The 16,699-nt window shown below is 70.9% G+C and carries 12 protein-coding genes; 6 read left to right on the forward strand and 6 right to left on the reverse strand.

Annotated elements, in window-relative coordinates; genetic code table 11:
* Nucleotides 1–67: 67 nt before the first annotated feature.
* A complete protein-coding gene (locus AB3X08_RS20265) occupies nucleotides 68–391 on the reverse strand; it encodes a DUF6172 family protein (protein ID WP_184412796.1) in 324 nt (107 codons plus the stop codon).
* A gap of 200 nt (nucleotides 392–591) precedes the next feature.
* Here AB3X08_RS20265 and AB3X08_RS20270 point away from each other — a divergent pair, with 200 nt between their 5' ends.
* Nucleotides 592–1,353, forward strand: coding sequence for an SDR family NAD(P)-dependent oxidoreductase (locus AB3X08_RS20270; protein WP_369934711.1), 762 nt, complete (start codon nucleotides 592–594; stop codon nucleotides 1,351–1,353).
* Nucleotides 1,354–1,558: 205 nt separating this feature from the next.
* Here AB3X08_RS20270 and AB3X08_RS20275 read toward each other — a convergent pair whose 3' ends face one another.
* On the reverse strand, nucleotides 1,559–2,194 hold the full coding sequence (locus tag AB3X08_RS20275; RefSeq protein WP_369934713.1) for an NAD-dependent epimerase/dehydratase family protein: 636 nt from the start codon (nucleotides 2,192–2,194) through the stop codon (nucleotides 1,559–1,561).
* 510 nt (nucleotides 2,195–2,704) lie between these two features.
* Between AB3X08_RS20275 and AB3X08_RS20280 the strand changes: the two genes are divergently transcribed.
* Together AB3X08_RS20280 and AB3X08_RS20285 are read left to right on the forward strand one after the other, a co-directional pair.
* A complete protein-coding gene (locus AB3X08_RS20280; RefSeq protein ID WP_369934714.1) occupies nucleotides 2,705–3,631 on the forward strand; it encodes a carbohydrate kinase family protein in 927 nt (308 codons plus the stop codon).
* Between the two features lie 418 nt (nucleotides 3,632–4,049).
* Entirely contained in the window at nucleotides 4,050–5,639 is a 1,590-nt protein-coding gene (locus AB3X08_RS20285) for a GGDEF domain-containing protein (RefSeq protein WP_369934715.1), read from the forward strand.
* Between the two features lie 73 nt (nucleotides 5,640–5,712).
* Here the strand turns inward: AB3X08_RS20285 and AB3X08_RS20290 are convergent, their stop codons facing one another.
* Nucleotides 5,713–6,642 carry a DUF808 domain-containing protein gene (locus AB3X08_RS20290; RefSeq protein ID WP_369934717.1) on the reverse strand — a complete coding sequence of 310 codons (930 nt, stop codon included), beginning with the start codon at nucleotides 6,640–6,642 and terminating at the stop codon, nucleotides 5,713–5,715.
* Nucleotides 6,643–6,786: 144 nt separating this feature from the next.
* Between AB3X08_RS20290 and AB3X08_RS20295 the strand changes: the two genes are divergently transcribed.
* On the forward strand, nucleotides 6,787–8,415 hold the full coding sequence (locus tag AB3X08_RS20295) for a dihydroxyacetone kinase subunit DhaK (RefSeq protein ID WP_369934719.1): 1,629 nt from the start codon (nucleotides 6,787–6,789) through the stop codon (nucleotides 8,413–8,415).
* Between the two features lie 526 nt (nucleotides 8,416–8,941).
* On the opposite strand, the gene AB3X08_RS20300 is transcribed toward AB3X08_RS20295, so the two are convergent.
* The gene (locus AB3X08_RS20300; protein WP_369934720.1) at nucleotides 8,942–10,078 is read right to left on the reverse strand and encodes an XAC2610-related protein; all 1,137 of its coding nucleotides are present in this window, start codon (nucleotides 10,076–10,078) and stop codon (nucleotides 8,942–8,944) included.
* A 203-nt stretch (nucleotides 10,079–10,281) separates the two neighbouring features.
* On the opposite strand from AB3X08_RS20300, the gene AB3X08_RS20305 reads away from it, so the two are divergent.
* Complete coding sequence (locus AB3X08_RS20305) at nucleotides 10,282–11,973, forward strand: ABC1 kinase family protein (RefSeq protein WP_369934721.1); 1,692 nt, start codon at nucleotides 10,282–10,284, stop codon at nucleotides 11,971–11,973.
* A 340-nt stretch (nucleotides 11,974–12,313) separates the two neighbouring features.
* The gene (locus tag AB3X08_RS20310; protein WP_369934722.1) at nucleotides 12,314–12,976 is read left to right on the forward strand and encodes a TIGR02466 family protein; all 663 of its coding nucleotides are present in this window, start codon (nucleotides 12,314–12,316) and stop codon (nucleotides 12,974–12,976) included.
* 35 nt (nucleotides 12,977–13,011) lie between these two features.
* Here AB3X08_RS20310 and AB3X08_RS20315 read toward each other — a convergent pair whose 3' ends face one another.
* A complete protein-coding gene (locus AB3X08_RS20315) occupies nucleotides 13,012–15,399 on the reverse strand; it encodes a DUF3772 domain-containing protein (RefSeq protein ID WP_369938591.1) in 2,388 nt (795 codons plus the stop codon).
* A gap of 187 nt (nucleotides 15,400–15,586) precedes the next feature.
* The gene (locus AB3X08_RS20320; protein WP_369934724.1) at nucleotides 15,587–16,618 is read right to left on the reverse strand and encodes an NAD(P)H-quinone oxidoreductase; all 1,032 of its coding nucleotides are present in this window, start codon (nucleotides 16,616–16,618) and stop codon (nucleotides 15,587–15,589) included.
* Nucleotides 16,619–16,699 lie beyond the last annotated feature (81 nt).

Genomic DNA, 16,699 nt, shown 5'->3' on the forward strand with positions numbered 1-16,699 from the left:
GCGGCTTCAGCCGCGACAGACACCTAAACGCCCTCGCCCCCATCGTTGCAGCCGGCGCGGCACGCGCTCAATCGTCGAACGGATCGGCCACGGCGGCATCGCCCTGCGGCCGCGGCGTGCGCTTGCCCGGCTTGCTGCGGATTTCCACATAGAACTGGGTGCCGCCGGTGGCGACCAGTGCGTCGATCGAACGCAGCAGCTCGGCTGGCGGCACCACCGCAGCGGTGGCTTCCTCGGTGCCGAACAGCGTGTCGAAATCCCAGTAGTCGGCGCCGGCCGGCAGGGCCTTGCGGCGTTCGCGGCGGATGTACTTGCGGATGTCGTGCTTGCTGGCGTCGAGCAGGCGGTCGGGGTGCTTGCCTTCGATGCGGAGCTGGTAGGTCTTCTTCACTGCGGGGAGGATCCTGAAAAGAGGGAACGCGACGGCCGGCATGCCCGGCGCTGGTCGCGGGGCGGCGGCAGGCAGGCGGGCCCTGCGGCCGGGCGCCTGCATGCGTGGCGGGCCGCCATGGTGCCAGAACCCGGCCCCGCACTGCGGATTGGCCGATAATCGGTGTCCGGCGCACGCCAGCGCCGCCGCAGGAGTTGCCGATGACCGACCCTTCCGCCTTCGCGGGCTACCGCGTCCTCGTCGCCGGTGCCAGCCGCGGCATCGGCCTGGCGATCGCCGACGCCTTCGCCCGCCACGGTGCCGCGCTGGCGATCTGCGCGCGCAATCCCGCCGGCCTGGCGGATGCGGCCGAGCAGTTGCTCCGCCATGGCCATCCGGTGTCGCGGCTGACCTGCGACCTGGCCGATCCAGTGCAGATCCAGCACTGGGTGACGCATGCGGCCGACGCCCTGGGCGGTATCGACGTGATGGTCAACAACGCCTCCGGCTACGGCCATGGCGACGACGACGCCAGCTGGCAGGCGGGATTCGACATCGACCTGATGGCCGCGGTGCGCTGCAACCGCGCCGCGCTGCCGCTGCTGCGCGCCAGCCAACGCGCCTGCATCCTCAACATCAGCTCGATCAACGCGCTGCGGCCGACGCCGCGGGTGCCGGCGTACTCGGCGGCCAAGGCCGCGCTGAACTACTACACGACCACCCTGGCCGCCGAACTGGCGCGCGAACGGATCCGGGTCAATGCGATCGCGCCCGGCTCGATCGAATTCCCCGGCGGGCTGTGGGACCAGCGCCGCACGCAGCAGCCGGAGCTGTATCGGCGCATCCGCGCGGCCATTCCGTTCGGCGACTTCGGTGCGCTCGAGGACGTCAGCAACGCCGCCTTGTTCCTGGCCTCGCCGCAGGCGCGCTGGATCACCGGCCAGGTGCTGGCGGTGGACGGCGGACAATCGCTGGGCGCCTGAGGTTTCGGCGCGGGCGTAGGCGTGCGGCGTTTCGCCGCAATCCCGCTCCGGATCAATGGTGGAGCCACTGCGGCAAGGGCTTCAATGTCCCGACCGCGACCGCAGCCGGATGCTGCATGTTTCGCCACTGTTGAAACCGCCCCTGCGGCAGCGCTTCGGATCGCCGGCTCACGTCATTGCAGGAGAGACGTCACGCAGCCGGCGATCATTCCGCCAGCTGCGCCGCATCCACCACCTGCACGCCGCCGCGCGGACGCAGGGCGTGGTCGACCAGCGCGGCGGCGATGCGCGCGGCGGGGTTGATCCGGTAGCGTCGCGGCAACAGCGGCCCGAGCAACCCGAGCACGGCCGCGGCGGCGCGCTCGGCCGTGCGCGGTTGCGCGCGCTCGCCGCCGATCAGGCCCGGGCGCACCAACGCGAGCGACGGATAGCCCAACGCCTGCAGGTCGCGCTCCAGTTCGCCCTTGACCCGGTTGTAGAACACACGCGACTGCGGATCGGCGCCCAGCGCGGAATTCAACGCGAACGCGTTGGCCCCGTGCTGCCGCGCCAGCCGCGCGATCGTCAGCGGATAGGCGTGATCGACGCGGCGGAACGCCTCGCGCGAGCCGGCCTGCTTCATCGTGGTGCCGAGTGCGCAGATCACCGCGTCGGCTTGCCACCACGGCGCCTGCGCCGGCAATTGCTCGAAATCGACCAACGGGTTGCCCAGCTTGGCGTGCACGACATCCAGCGTGCGCCGGGTCGGGGCGATCACCGCGCTGCACTCCGGCGCGGCGAGCAATTGCGCCAACACGTGCGAACCGACCAGACCAGTGGCCCCGGCGAGCAGGATCTTCATCGAAAGCGCCCTCGCGCGATGGAGGGACGACGCTACGCCGGGCGCAGGCACTTGGGCAAGCTGCGGTCGGTGTGCGGGTTCGACCGGCGTCTGGATCCATGAGGCGCTTCGCGCCGGACCCTCACCCCAACCCCTCTCCCGGTGGGAGAGGGGCTATGGCGCTTCCCTTCTCCCATCGGGAGAAAGTGCCCCGCAGGGGCGGATGAGGGTACGGGCGAAGCCGCGTGCACCCAAACTCCGCGAGACGCTTTCGCGCCGTACCCTCACCCCAACCCCTCTCCCGGTGGGAGAGGGGCTATGGCTGTTCCTTCTCCCACCGGGAGAAGGTGCCCCGAAGGGGCGGATGAGGGTACGGGCGAAGCCTGGCACCCTCCGACACGAAGCATGCCCGCACCAACCAGCCGCGATCCCGCAGCGCCGCGCATGGTCGCCGCGCTGCGGCTTGTACGCCACAATAGCCGCCCATCGCGCCAGCCCCGGCGCCGCTGCAGCCAACCGAGGAGCCGTTCGATGTTCGTGGTGTGTGGAGAGGCCCTGTACGACATCTTCATCGACGGCTACGCCGGTACCTCGGTCGGCATGACCGCGCGCCAGGGCGGCTCGCCGTTCAACGTCGCGATCGGCCTGGCCCGGCTCGGCACGCCGTCGGCGCTGTTCACCGGCCTGTCCACCGACCCGCTCGGCCGCCAGCTGCGCAGCACCCTGGAACGCGAGGGCGTGGCGCTGCAGCACTGCATCGACAAGCGCGAGGCGACCACCCTGGTAATGGTCGCGCTGGACGCGCAGGGCGTGCCCAACTATTCGTTCTACGGCACCGGCTGCGCCGACCGCGCGCTGACCGCCGCCGACCTGCCGACGCTCGACACCACGGTCGGCGGCCTGCATTTCGGCTCCTACACCCTGGTCGCCGAGACCACCGCCAGCACCTTCCAGGCCCTGGCCGAGCGCGAACGCGCGCAGCGGCTGATCTCGCTGGATCCGAACGTGCGGCCGACGGTGGAGCCGGACATGGCGGTGTGGCGGGCGCGGCTGGATCGCTGGATCGCGCTGGCGCACGTGGTCAAGGTCAGCCAGGAAGACATCGAGCTGCTGTACCCGCAGCAGGATCCGTTCGCGGTCGCGCGCGGCTGGCTGCAGCAAGGCCCGTCGCTGGTGGTGATGACCCTGGGCGGCGACGGCGCGGTGGCCTGGCGCGGCGACGCCGAGGCGCGCGTGGCCGGGCGCGCGGTGCAGGTGGCCGATACCGTCGGCGCCGGCGACAGCTTCCAGGCCGCGCTGCTGCACCAGTTGCCCGACCTGGCGGCGCTCGCCGCGCTGGACCCGTCGGCGCCGGCGCTGCAGCACCTGCTGGACTTCTGCGTGGCCGCCGCGGCGATCAACTGCACCCGCGCCGGCGCCAACCCGCCCAGCCTGGACGAGGTCCGCGCCGCGCTCTAAGGGCGCATCATCGAACGCCGGCAGGTCGCCTGCGTCTGCCGGAGTGCCAGCCGCTGCCGCGTGACGCGATGCCCGATTGGGGATCGAGCCGCGCAGCGCCGGCCGCAGCCGCCCCGTGCGCTTGCTGCGCGCATGCTTCGCCATGTGGTCTTCCGCGCGTAGGCATTTTGCCGCACGTCCCAGTTCTCTCTTGCGATGCACGCACATGCGAGAGCTAGGCGATCGAAGCGGCCGGCAGCGCTGGCCGCATGCGCGGCAAGAAGGCGTGGACAAGCGGACACCCGCCCATGCCGCAGCGATGGTTGGGCGCGCCGCCGGCTCAAGCGCACGCCGCCAGCGCCGATATCCTGTACCTGAGCATCGCCATGGGCGCCGCGTTTGCGGCAGGGCGGTGGTTCCATTGGGAGGAAGCGAGCGCATGCCGGATCAACGCGACGAGCCGCCTGCAGGCGGGCTGCGCAAGCTGCTGTCGCCACGCAAGCGCGAACCGGCGGCAGCGACCGCTTCGGCGGTGGCGCGGCGTGGCGCGCACGCTGCCGCGCCCGCGGCGCCGGGCGAGCACGCCGATCCGGCCGCGGCCACCGCGGCGCTGATCCGCCTGTTCAACCACGCCCACCAGCCGCTGGAGCTGCTCGGCGCCTTCGCCGACGGCATGGCCAGCCTGCACGGCGAACTCGGCGACATGGGCCGGCGTCTGCAGTCGGCGGCGGCCAGCGCCGACTGGCCCAGCTACGGGCGCGCGCTGCGCCAGCTGATCGACAAATACATCCGCACCATCGACGTCGGCGATCCGCTGGCCGGACCCAGCGATCCCGAACGCCTGCGCGACCTGCTGCGCCAGGCGATCGCCGGCGCGCTGGCTTCGCTGCTGCACAACCTGCCGGAACTGGCCAACGAATCGGAGGCCACCGGCGAGGCGCTGCGCCAATGGCGACCGGGCCTGCCGCTGGAGCCGGTGGCGCAGCGCGTGCGCGAGCTGTGCCACCAGATCGCGCTGCGCGCCAGCGACAGCCAGGAGCAGCAGACGCTGCTGCTGAGCCTGTTCGACCTGCTGCTGGAGAACGTCGGCGAGCTGCTCGACGACACCAGCTGGCTGCAGGGCCAGATCGCGGTGGTGCGCGACATGATCAGCGGCCCGCTGGACCGCTATTCGATCGAGGAAGCGCGCAGCAGCCTGCGCGAGGTGATCTACAAGCAGGGCCTGCTGAAGCAGGGCATCGCCGAGTCCAAGGAGGCGATGAAGGACATGATGGTGTCCTTCGTCGAAAACCTGGACGGCATGGCGATCAGTACCAGCGAGTTCCACGACCGCATCGCCGACTATTCGCAGACCATCCGCGACGCACGCAGCATCGCCGACCTCAACCGCCTGCTGCAGGAAGTGCTGCAGGACACCGGCCACGTGCAACAGCAGGCGCTGCGCGCGCGCGACCACCTGATCGCCGCGCGCCAGGAAGTGGACGCGGCCGAGCAGCGCATCCTGCGCCTGGAACAGGAGCTGCAGGACGTCAGCGGGCTGGTGCGGGTGGACCAGCTCACCGGTGCCCTCAACCGGCGCGGACTGGAAGAATTGTTCGCGCGCGAATTGGCGCGCACCGAGCGCAGCGCGCAGCCGCTGTGCGTGGCGATGCTGGACCTGGACGACTTCCGCAAGCTCAACGAGACCTACGGCCATCCCGGCGGCGATGCCGCGCTGCGCCATGTGGTCGAGGTGGCACGCACCACCTTGCGCGGCAGCGATGCGATCGCGCGCTTCGGCGGCGAGGAATTCCTGCTGCTGATGCCCGACTGCACCATCTTCGAGGCGTCCGCGGCGGTGACCCGGGTGCAGCGCGCGCTGGCCCAGCGCGCGATGGTGCACGAGGACCAGCGCGTGTTCGTCAGCTTCAGCGCCGGCGTGGCACTGCGCCGCGCCGGCGAGACCCCGGACGTGCTGGTCAAGCGCGCCGACCGGGCGCTGTACGAGGCCAAGAAGGCCGGCAAGAACCGGGTGGTGTCGGCGGATTAGCGCCGGCGCTGCCGGCGCAGGAATCGAGAATCGGGAATGGGGAATCGCAACAGCGCGATCCGCCGGACCGCTCTTACGATTCCCTATTCCCCTTTCCCGATTCCCGGCTTCCAAGCAGCTTCTGAAACAACAACACCGCCCCAAGCACCAGCGCGCCGGCGACGATGCCGACCAGCGCATTGCCCAGATTGAGCACGACGCCGCTCCAGGCGCCCTGCGGCGCGATGCCTTCGAGCGCGTGGTGCAGCGGGCCGATGCTGTGCACCAGGATGCCGCCGCCGACCAGGAACATCGCCGCGGTACCGGCGATCGACAGGACCCGCATCAGCCAGGGCGCCAGCCACAGGATGCCGCGGCCGATCGCCGCGGCAGCGGCGCCCTTGCGGGTCAGGTACAGGCCCAGGTCGTCGAGCTTGACGATGCCGGCGACCAGGCCGTAGACGCCGACCGTCATCGCCAGCGCGATCGCCACCAGCACCATGAGCTGCTGGGAGATCGGCACCCCGGCGACCACGCCCAGCGACAGCACGATGATCTCGGCGGAGAGGATGAAATCGGTGCGGATCGCGCCCTTCACCTTGTCCTTCTCCAGCGCGACCACGTCCACCTTCGCGTCGGCCAGCGCCTGCAGCTTTTGCGCATGGCGCTGCGCGTCCTCGTCCTTGGAATGCAGGAAGCGGTGCGCCAGCTTCTCCACGCCCTCGAAGCACAGGAACGCGCCGCCGACCATCATCAGCGGGGTGATCGCCCACGGCAGCCAGGCGCTGATCGCCAGCGCCGCCGGCACCAGGATCGCCTTGTTGAGCAGCGAGCCCTTGGCCACCGCCCACACCACCGGCAGTTCGCGGTCGGCGTTGACCCCGGTGACCTGCTGCGCGTTCAGCGCCAGGTCGTCGCCGAGCACGCCGGCGGTCTTCTTCGCCGCCACCTTGGTCAGGATCGACACGTCGTCGAGCAATGAGGCGATATCGTCGAGCAGGGTGAACAGGCTGGCGCCGGCCATGCGGGGATTCCATTCGGGGGTGAGCGGAGATTCTCGCCGATTCCGCACGCCCGGTGCGTGAGCGCTGCCGCCCGGGCCTCAGCCGCGCATAACGTCGGCTCGGCTACCGTGCGCGGCAGACATCCGCCGCTGCGAAGGATCCCCATGGACCAGTTCCTCACCGCTCCCCGCGCCATCGTCGACGACGTGCTCGACGCCGTTGCCGCGCTGCAACCGCTGCTGCGTTCGGACCCGGCCAGCGGCACCCGCATCGTGCTGCAGGCCGAGCGCGATCCCGCGCAGGTCGCGGTGTTGTCCGGCGGCGGCGCCGGCCATGAACCGGCGCACGCCGGCTTCGTCGGCCCCGGCATGCTCAGCGGCGCCATCGCCGGCGACCTGTTCGCCTCGCCGGGGGTGGAGGCGGTGCTGGCGGCGATCCGCGCCTGCGCCGACGCGCCCGGGGTGCTGCTGGTGATCAAGAACTACACCGGCGACCGGCTCAACTTCGGCCTGGCCGCCGAGCGCGCCCGCGCCGAAGGCATAGCCGTGGCCAGCGTGCTGGTCGCCGACGACATCGCCCTGCCCGACGCCGCACAGCCGCGCGGCATCGCCGGCACCGTGCTGGTGCACAAGTACGTCGGCCACCTGGCGCGCGAAGGCGTGGCGCTGGCCGAACTGGCGCAACGCGGCCAGGCCTTCGCCGACCGCCTGCTGTCGCTGGGCATGGCCCTGTCCAGTTGCACCGTGCCCGGCCAGCACGCCGGCCGCCGCGCGCCGGAGCTGGGCCTGGGCATCCACAACGAACCGGGCACGCGCAAGGTGCAGCCGGCCTCGGTCGAGGACGCGCTGGCGCTGGTGCTGGATCCGCTGCTGGCCCAGGCCGATGCGCGCTACGGCAGCGACGCGAAACTGGTGCTGATGCTCAACGACCTCGGCGGCTGCTCCACCCAGGAACTGGGCGTGCTGACCCGGCTGGCGTTGCAGCGCATCGGCAGCGGGCGGATCGCGCTGATGACGCTGCCGGCGGCGCTGATGACCTCGATGGACATGCACGGCTTCTCGATCACCCTGGCGCCGGCCGACGCCGACGTGCTCGCCGCACTGCAATCGCCGGTGCAGACACTGGGCTGGCCGGGCGTGCGCGTGCCGCATGCCCCCACCCACTTCGCCCCGGCGTTGTCGCGCAGCGACGCGCACCGGCATGGCGGCCGCGACGCGCAACGCGGCGCGGCCCTGGCGCGGGTCGCGCAGGCGCTGATCGCCGCACAGGCGGAGCTGGACGCGCTCGACGCGCAAACCGGCGACGGCGATGCCGGCAGCACCTTCGCCGCCGGCGCCCGTGCGCTGCAGCAGGCGCTGGACGAGGACGCGCTGGCGACCGGCGAGGCCGCGCCGCTGGCGCACGGCCTGGCGGCGGCGATCGAGCGCAGCATGGGCGGTTCCAGCGGCGTGCTGCTGTCGATCCTGTTCACCACGGCGGCCACCGAACTGGAGGCCGGGAGCGGCTGGGTGCCGGCCTTGCAGGCCGGCGTGGCGCGGATGCAGCACTACGGCGGCGCGCAGCGCGGCGATCGGACCATGCTCGACGCGCTGCTGCCGGCGCTGGAGGCCCTGGCGCACGGTGGCAGCGCCGACGACGCGGCGCGTGCGGCGCGCGCCGGCGCCGATGCCACCGCGCAGCTGACCCAGGCCCGCGCCGGCCGCTCGGCCGCAGTACCGGCGGACGCGCTGCGCGGCGTGGTCGATCCAGGCGCCGCCGCGGTGGCGCGCGCCTTCGCGGCATGGAGCCGGTGACCATCGGCAACGTCTCCCAACAAGACACGCGTGGATCTGTAAGGGCGCTTTCGACAGCGACGAGCGGAATTGGCCGATTACCTGGCTTCGGAAAACAGTCGGGACTGAAGTCCCTCCCACAATGCACCCAGCCGGCGCGCCGCAGGGTCATCTTGTGGAAGGCCCCCAGGGCGATCGGTCGCGACGAGCGGCGTAGGGAATCGCCATGGCTCCGGCAGTCTGTCGGGGCTGAAGCCCCTCCTATAGTGCACCCAGCCGGCGCTGCGCAGGGTCGCCCTGTGGGAGCGACTTCAGTCGCGACGAGCGGAGCCGAGAAGCGCGACGGTTTCGGCGACAACGCGGCCTGTGCCCTACGCGGCGTGATCGATTCAGGCGCCGCGGCGATAGCCCATCTTCGCGGCCCGAAGCCAATACCGCGCTTGTTGTAGGAGCGGCTTCAGCCGCGACAGGCGCTGTCAGCATATCTGTCGCGGCTGAAGCCGCTCCTACAGGGAACTGCGGTACGCGCGTGCCGCGGGCGCCGATGTTACTGCGCGGCCGCCAGCGCCCGCGCCACCGCCTGCAGCGATCCACGCACCGAGCCCGGCTGCAGCGGTAACGGCTGGGACTTGCCGCGCACGACCACCTCCATGCGCTGCGGCACGCCCTGGGCGTCGCCGACGATGCGATAGGTGGTGGCGGCGCGGACGAAACTGAGCGTGTGCCGCGCGGCATCGTAGGCCAAGGCTTCCGCGTCGCCTTCCGGGTACAGCAACTCCACCTGCTGCTGCGCGCCGATCGCCGCGTAGTACGGCGCGCCGGACGCGCCGTCGCTGTCATTGGCGAACACCACGATGCGCTTGCCGGAGGGCGCCAGGCGGAACTCGAGCAGGATCTTGCGCTCGCCCGCGCCGCTGCCGCCGTCCTCGTCCCACAGGTAGTGCTGCTCGGCCACGCGCTTGCCACCCTGGTCGCGGTAGCGCGTTTCCTGGCTCAATCCCGGCCCCTCGGCCCGGGCGTCGTCGACCATCTCGCGCTGCAGCAGCGGCTTGCCGTCGCGCACGGTGTAGACCGCGAACTGGTGCCAGCAGCAGCCGTCCTTGGTCATGGTGTGGATCTCGCGCGCCTTCGCGTCCACCTCGAACAGGCCGCAATTGTTCTGCGCCAGTTCGGTGAACTCAGGGCTCGGCGCGAACCCATCGGCGGTGCCGAGGTACACCTGGTACGACGGGCCGTGGTAGCAGCTGTTCTGCCCGTCCATCAGCGCCAGGTCCTTGATCCCGTCGAAATTGAAATCGTCGTAGATCAGCACGCTCTGCTCGCCGTACGGCAGTTCGTGCACGTTGGCCTTGGCCTTGCCGCCCTTGGCGTCGGTATCCAGCACCAGCTCGGGCGAGGCCACCTCGATCAGCGGGGTGGCGTTGCCGCGCGCGAACACGCGCACGATGCCAGGGCGGAACACCTCGTCGTTGTCCTCGATCTCCAGCGTCGCCCGGTAGCGCGTGGAAAAATCCTGCACCGCGTAGGTGCGGCGCGGGCTGTTGGCGAAGGCCTGCGCATCGAAGCCGCCGTCGGCATCCTGCGGCGCGGCCGGCGCCGCGGCCGCCAGCGACAGCACGCCCAGCAGGACGAGCGCGCAACGCCGCACGGCACGCACGGGGAGAGGCGCAGGGAACGATCGCATGGCAGGTCCTGAAATCGGCACGCCGTGCCGGAGCGGCGGATTCTAGAACAGCCCGCCCAGCGGCCGCATGCCCGATATGCCCCCTGCGCGTTCCGGCGGCGCGGCCGACCGGCGCCAGCGGCCGCGGATTCACCGCGCGACGACCCGGCCCCGGCCACACTGGCCGCCATACCCCTGCCACCCGCCACTCCCGGAGCCCCACCTTGAGCGCGACGCCCGACGCAGCGGAGACCACCCAGGTAGTCGGCGGCCTCAGCCGCCGCACCCAGATCCTGCGCCTGCTGCTGCGCTACCGCAGCTCCGGGGTGTTCTCCGGCATGGACATGGAAGCCGCCGACGGCGTGCACGAATTGCCGCCGGAAGGCACGCCCGAGCAGTTCGTCACCGACCTGGAAGCGCTGGGCCCGACCTTCGTCAAGCTCGGGCAGATGCTGTCCACGCGTCCGGACGTGGTGCCGCCGGAGTTCGCCACCGCGCTGGAGCGGATGCAGGAAAACACCGCGCCGATTCCGGTGGAACGCATCCGCGAGATCGTCGAGGCCGAACTCGGCGTGGCGGTCAACAAGGCCTTCTCCGCATTCGACGACACCCCCCTGGGCACCGCCTCGCTGGCGCAGGTGCATCGCGCCGCGCTGCGCGACGGCACGCCGGTGGCGATCAAGGTGCAGAAGCCGGAGGTGGCCGCGCAGGTGCGCTCGGACCTGGAGGTGCTGAAGAGTTTCGCCAGCGCCGCCGACAAACTGACCGGGCTGGGCCGGCGCATCCGCTTCGCCGACTGGCTGGCCGAGTTCGGCAAGGCGCTGCTGGCCGAGCTGAACTACGAAGCCGAGGCGGAGAACCTGGCGCGTTTCGGCGATCACCTCAAGCCGTTCCCGCAACTGTGGGTGCCGCAGCCGATCTGGGACCTGAGCAGCCGCAAGGTGCTGACCATGCAGCTGGCCGAAGGCGTGCGCGTGGACAAGATCTCCGGGCTGCGCCGCACCGAACAGCCGATGGACGACCTGGCCGCGGCGCTGGTGCGCGGCTATCTGGACCAGATGTTCGTGCACGGCGAGATCCATGCCGATCCGCATCCGGGCAACCTGCGCGTGCTCGGCGACGGGCGCCTGGCGATCTTCGACCTGGGCATGGTCGCGCACGTGCCGCCGAAGCTGCGCGAGCGCCTGCTCAAGCTGCTGTTCGCCGCGGTCGATGGCCGCGGCGAGGAGGTGGCCGAGGAAACCATCGCGCTGAGCACGCGCCTGGAGGATTTCGACGAAGACCGCTACCAGCGCGAGACCGGGCAGATGATCGCGCGCTACGCCGCGCACGACGCCACCTCCGAAGGCCGTGTGGTGCTGGACCTGGTGCGCATCGCCACCGCCTACGGGCTGCGCACGCCGCCGGAACTGAGCCTGCTCGGCAAGACCCTGCTGAACCTGGAAGCGGTGTGCCGCGCGCTGTCGCCGCACCTGGACACGCGCAGCGTGGTCGAGGACCAGCTGCAGCACGTGATGCGCGCGCGACTGAAGAAATCGCTGTCGGCGGCCAACCTGGCCAGCGAGGCGATGGAGATGCAGGCGCTGCTGCGCGAGGGTCCGCGCAAGCTGTCGGACATCCTGACCCTGGCTGCGGAAAACCGCCTGCAGGTGCGCGTGGCCGGGCTGGAAGAATCGCGGCTGATGGAAAGCCTGCAGAAGATCGCCAACCGGGTCGCCGCCGGCATCGTCACCGCCGCGCTGATCCTGGCCTCCACGCAGATGATGCGCATCGATACCGGCGCCAAGCTGTTCGGCTATCCGGCCATCGCAATGGTGCTGTTCCTGCTCGGCGTGGTGCTGGGGCTGGGCATCGTCGCCAGCGCGGTGCTGTTCGACCGGCGCGCGCACGCGCGCGAAGAGCGCGGGCGGCGCTAGGCCGCCTCGCCGATGCCCGGCCAGGTCGCGCCGGGTTTTCGGGTCGCCGCCGGTACGGCTTGTCGCCTGACATCGGCGATCACGGCGGATGGCAAGCACGACCCGCGGCGGCGCATTCGCGCGCGCGCCGCCGCATGACGCCTCGGGCATGGGCGAGCGGTTCGCTTCCTTTCTGCTTGCCGCCTCCGCGGGCAGCCCGGGCGCGATCTGCACGCGGCTGGCTGACACACGCCGCCGGAACGGTGCCGCTAGACTGATGCCTGGCGCCCACTGCCGGAGCGGTTTCGACCGCGACGAGCGTTGCGGCTTCGCGTGGATCAGTGAGTAGCTAGCAGAAACCATGTCCCTTCACCCGCAACGCGTTGTTCCCGAGCAGATCGAGATCCACCGGTTGTTTGCCACGCCCCTGGCGCAGATCGCGTATCCGGCGGCCGATCGTCTCAATGCAGTGCTGAAAGAAGAAATCGCTCGCAACATGGCCGAAAACCCGGCCGGCGTGCGCCACAGCAATGCGGGGGGATGGCAGTCCAGTGCGGATTTCAACGCATGGGGCGGCGACGGCGCCACGGCGCTGACCGCGTACGCCAAAGAAATGGCCTACGCCTTGACCGCGGTCTACCACCCCGAGCACGGCCTGGTCGTGCCCGAGTTCGAGTGGAAGATCAACGCCTGGGCGAACGTCAGCAACGCCGGCGATTCGAATGCGCAACACGCGCATCCCGGCGCGTTCTGGTCGGGTGTCTACTGGGTGGACGACGGTCGCGACGATGGCCAGGAAGCCGGCGGCGAACTGCAGTTCCTCGATCCGAGAGGGGTCATGCCCTCGCTCTACAATCCGGAACTCAAGATCCGCATCGCAGGCTGCCTGAGCGCGGGGTTGACCACCTCCATCGCGCCCGAGAGCGGCACGCTGGTCATGTTCCCGGCCTGGCTGCTGCACTCGGTCAGCGTGTTCACCGGTTCGCGGCCGCGCATCTCCGTCGCGTTCAACTTCAGCGCCTGAGCGAACGCGCCCGCTAAAACCGCCACGCCCCGCGCTTACGGCTCCTTGCGCAGCAGCCGCACTTCCTGCGGCGATTCCAGCGCGATGCCCTCTTCGGCCAGGCGCTGCAGCAGGCTGAAGAACAGATCGCTGCGGATGCCGTAGACCAGCCGCGGACTGCCGACGTAGGCGAAGCTGTTGAGGGTGACGTGGCCGCTGGCGATGGAATCGATGAACACCGACGGCGCCGGATCCTCCAGCACGCCCGGATGCGCGGCATACAGTTCCAGCAGCAGCGTCCGCAGCTTGGCCACGTCGGTGCCCAGCGACACCGCGAACTGGATCTGCACCCGGCCCAGCGGCCCGGCCAGGGTCATGTTGCGCAGGGTCTTGGTGATCAGTTCGGAGTTGGGCACGATCAGCGTGGAGCGGTCGCCGACCTGGATCTCGGTGGAACGCACGCTGATCTTGCGCACGTCGCCTTCCTGGTCGCCGAGCTTGACCCAGTCGCCGATCTTGACCGGACGCTCGGCCAACAGGATCAGCCCGGACACGAAGTTCTGGATGATCGACTGCAGGCCGAAGCCGATGCCCACCGACAGCGCGCTGACCACCAATGCGATCTGCGCCACCTCGATTCCCGACGCCGCCAGCGCGCACAGCGCGGCCAGCAGGATGCCGACATAGCGGGCCACGGTGCTGACCGAATTGCGCGAACCGTCGTCCAGTTCGGTCTTGGGCAGGTAGGTCTGGGTCAGCCAGCCATGCATGTACTGCATCGCCAGCATGCCCAGGCCCAGCACCAGCAGCGCGCGCAGCACCGCGCCCGGATACAGGTGGCCCTTGCCGATCGGAATGCCCTGCGACAGCAGCGAGAACCAGTCGGTGAACGTCGACACGTTGGTGCCGAACGGCATCAGCACCGCGCCCAGGCCGATCAGCAGCAGCGCCACCCGTACCAGCGCCGAGGTCAGCACCCCGGCCTGCTCCAGGCGGCTGGCGCGCACCCCGAACGCGCCGTTGGCGGCGCGACCGAGACGGCCTTCGCTGGCGAACAGCCACAGCGCGAAATCGTCGGCGAAGGTCATCAGCAGGCGGACCGCGCCGACGATCATGGTGATCCAGATGATCTGCCGGGTAATGAACAGGCCCAGGGACAAATAGCCCAGCAGCGAGGCCAGCAGCGCCACCACCACCGCCACCCGCACCAGCATCCCGACCAGCGCCAGCGCGCCACCGTGCTGCCCCGCCGGCGGCGGCTGGCCGTTTTCCAGCGCCTGCGCCGCGGCCTCGGCGTACTGGCGCCGGCGCAGCCGCGACAGGCTGGTCAGGATCGCCAGGATCAGCACCGCGTAGGCCAGCGCGATCACGCCATCGGCGGCCACCGTGGCCGATTCGCTGGTATGGCTGGCGCGGTTGATGACCAGCAGCATGCTGCTGACCCAGGCCAGCGTCGCGGTGGCCCAGGTGTACTTGCGCAGGCGCCGCGCGGTGGCGTCGTCGATCGGGAACAGCCGCCACGACGGCTGGCTCGGCAGCAGCACGCTGGCGCCCAGCGAGCCCATGAACGCGGCGGCGAAGCTGTACACGACGAAGCCGCGCAGCACGCTCTCCAGCGCGGTCGGCACCGCATCGATGCTGCGCAGGGTCTCGGCCAGCACCAACGCGGCAAAGCCGGGGGTCAGCGTGCCCAGCAGCAGGAACCAGATCGCCAGGCCGGAGCGGCGCAGGCGGCTGCCCGGCGCGCGCGACATCGCGTAGCGCTTGCCCAGCCAGCGCAGCAGGTAGCGCAGCGGGAACAGCAGCACGAACGCGATGCTCAGGCCGATGCCGAGCGCACCGCTGCCGTTTTCGGCGATGGCGTCGTTCAGCGCCTTTGCGGCCAGTTGGTACAGGGCCAGCAGGCGATCGCGGTCGGCGGGGAAATCGCTGGCGATCTGCCGCCACAGCGACGGCGACAACGGCGAGGCCGAACGCAGCGACAGCTCCTGGCTGAAGTGCTCGGCCTGCACGTTTTCGATCTGCTCGCCGAGCTGCTTGGCCTCCACCGCCAGCAGCTTGCCGCGCTTGATTCCCGAATCCAGCGGCGCGCGCTGTTTGGCCAGGTCCTTGCGCTGCGCGGCGATGTCCTTGGCCTCGCCGTCGGCGGCCGGGCCGAGCTGCTGCAGCCGCGCATCGACCTGGGCCAGCTGCGGGGTCAATGCCGCGACCGCGGCCTCGGCATCGCGCTGCGCATCGGCCACCTGGCCGACCAGCTTGCGCAGCGACTCCTGGTCGTCGGCGTTGTCCACGCTGCGCCGCGCGTCCTGCAAGGTCTGCTCGGCGCCACTCAGCAAGGCCTGCGGATCGGGCGCCTGCGGCTCGTCCTGCGGCTGCGCGCCTGCCGCCGCGCTCAGGCACAGCAACAGCAGCAACAGCGAACGGCGCAACAACGGCAACAGCACGGCGGAACGGGAAGGCAGGCGCACGCGGGGACCGGCAAGGGAAGCGCGGACCACCGCGCGTGCGGCGCAATATACGGCGTGGTGCTTGAACGGGGCCAGCGGCGTGCAACCGGTGGGTGCCTGTCGCGGCTGAAGCCGCTCCCACAGGTGCGCTCTTTGTAGGAGCGGCTTCAGCCGCGACAGGATCTCATCGCCCCGACCCAGCCTCGGTCAGCAGCACGATCTTGCCGATATGCGCGCTGGATTCCATCCGCGCATGCGCCTGCGCCGCCTCGGCCAGCGCGAAGCAACGATCCAGCTGCGGCTTGATCCGGCCCTGTTCGAGCAGCGGCCAGACCTGCTGCTCCAGCTCGCGCGCGATCGCCGCCTTCTCCATCACCGAGCGCGCGCGCAGGGTCGAGCCGGTATGGGTCAGGCGCTTGGCCAGCAGCGGCATCAGGTCCAGCTCGCGGACCTTGCCGTGCTGGACGCCGATCTGCACGATGCGCCCGTCCAGCGCCGCGGCCTGGTAGTTGCGCGGCAGGTAGTCGCCGCCGAGCAGGTCCACGATCACGTCGGCGCCGCGGCCACCGGTCAGGCGCTGGGTCTCGGCGACGAAGTCCTCGTCGCGGTACAGGATCGCCGCCTGCGCGCCCAGCGCCAGGCTGGCGGCGCGCTTGTCGGCCGAACCGACGGTGCTGATCACCCGCGCGCCGAACGCACTGCCCAGCAAGGTGGCGACGCTGCCGATGCCGGAGGTGCCGCCGTGCACCAGCAGGGTCTCGCCGGCCTGCAGGCGGCCGCGCTGGAATACGTTGGCCCACACGGTGAAGAAGGTCTCCGGCAGCGCCGCGGCCTCGGCCAGGCTCAGCGGCGCCGGCACCGGCAGTGCGTTGCGTTCGTGCACCACCGCGTATTCGGCGTAGCCGCCGCCGGCGACCAGCGCGCACACCGCGTCGCCGAGCCGATAGCGCTCCACGCCCTCGCCCAGCGCCACCACCTCGCCGGCGAACTCCAGCCCCGGCAGCGGCGACGCGCCGGGCGGCGGCGGATAGCTGCCTTGGCGCTGCAGCACGTCCGGGCGGTTGACCCCGGCTGCGGCCACCCGCACCAGCAGTTCGCCGCGGCCCGGATGCGGCAGCGGCAGGCGCACCGGCACCAGCACCTCGGGCTCGCCGGGGTGGCGGATCTCGATCGCGGTCATCGAATCGGGGAGCGCAGCGGCGGGCGTCGGGGACATGGCGGGGACCTGGGCAAGGACGGCGCCACGCCAAACGGGCGCGCAGCGCGGGAACCGCGATGATCGGCCTTCGCCGCGTTG

This window comes from Xanthomonas sp. DAR 34887 (assembly GCF_041245805.1).
GTDB lineage: Bacteria > Pseudomonadota > Gammaproteobacteria > Xanthomonadales > Xanthomonadaceae > Xanthomonas_A > Xanthomonas_A tesorieronis.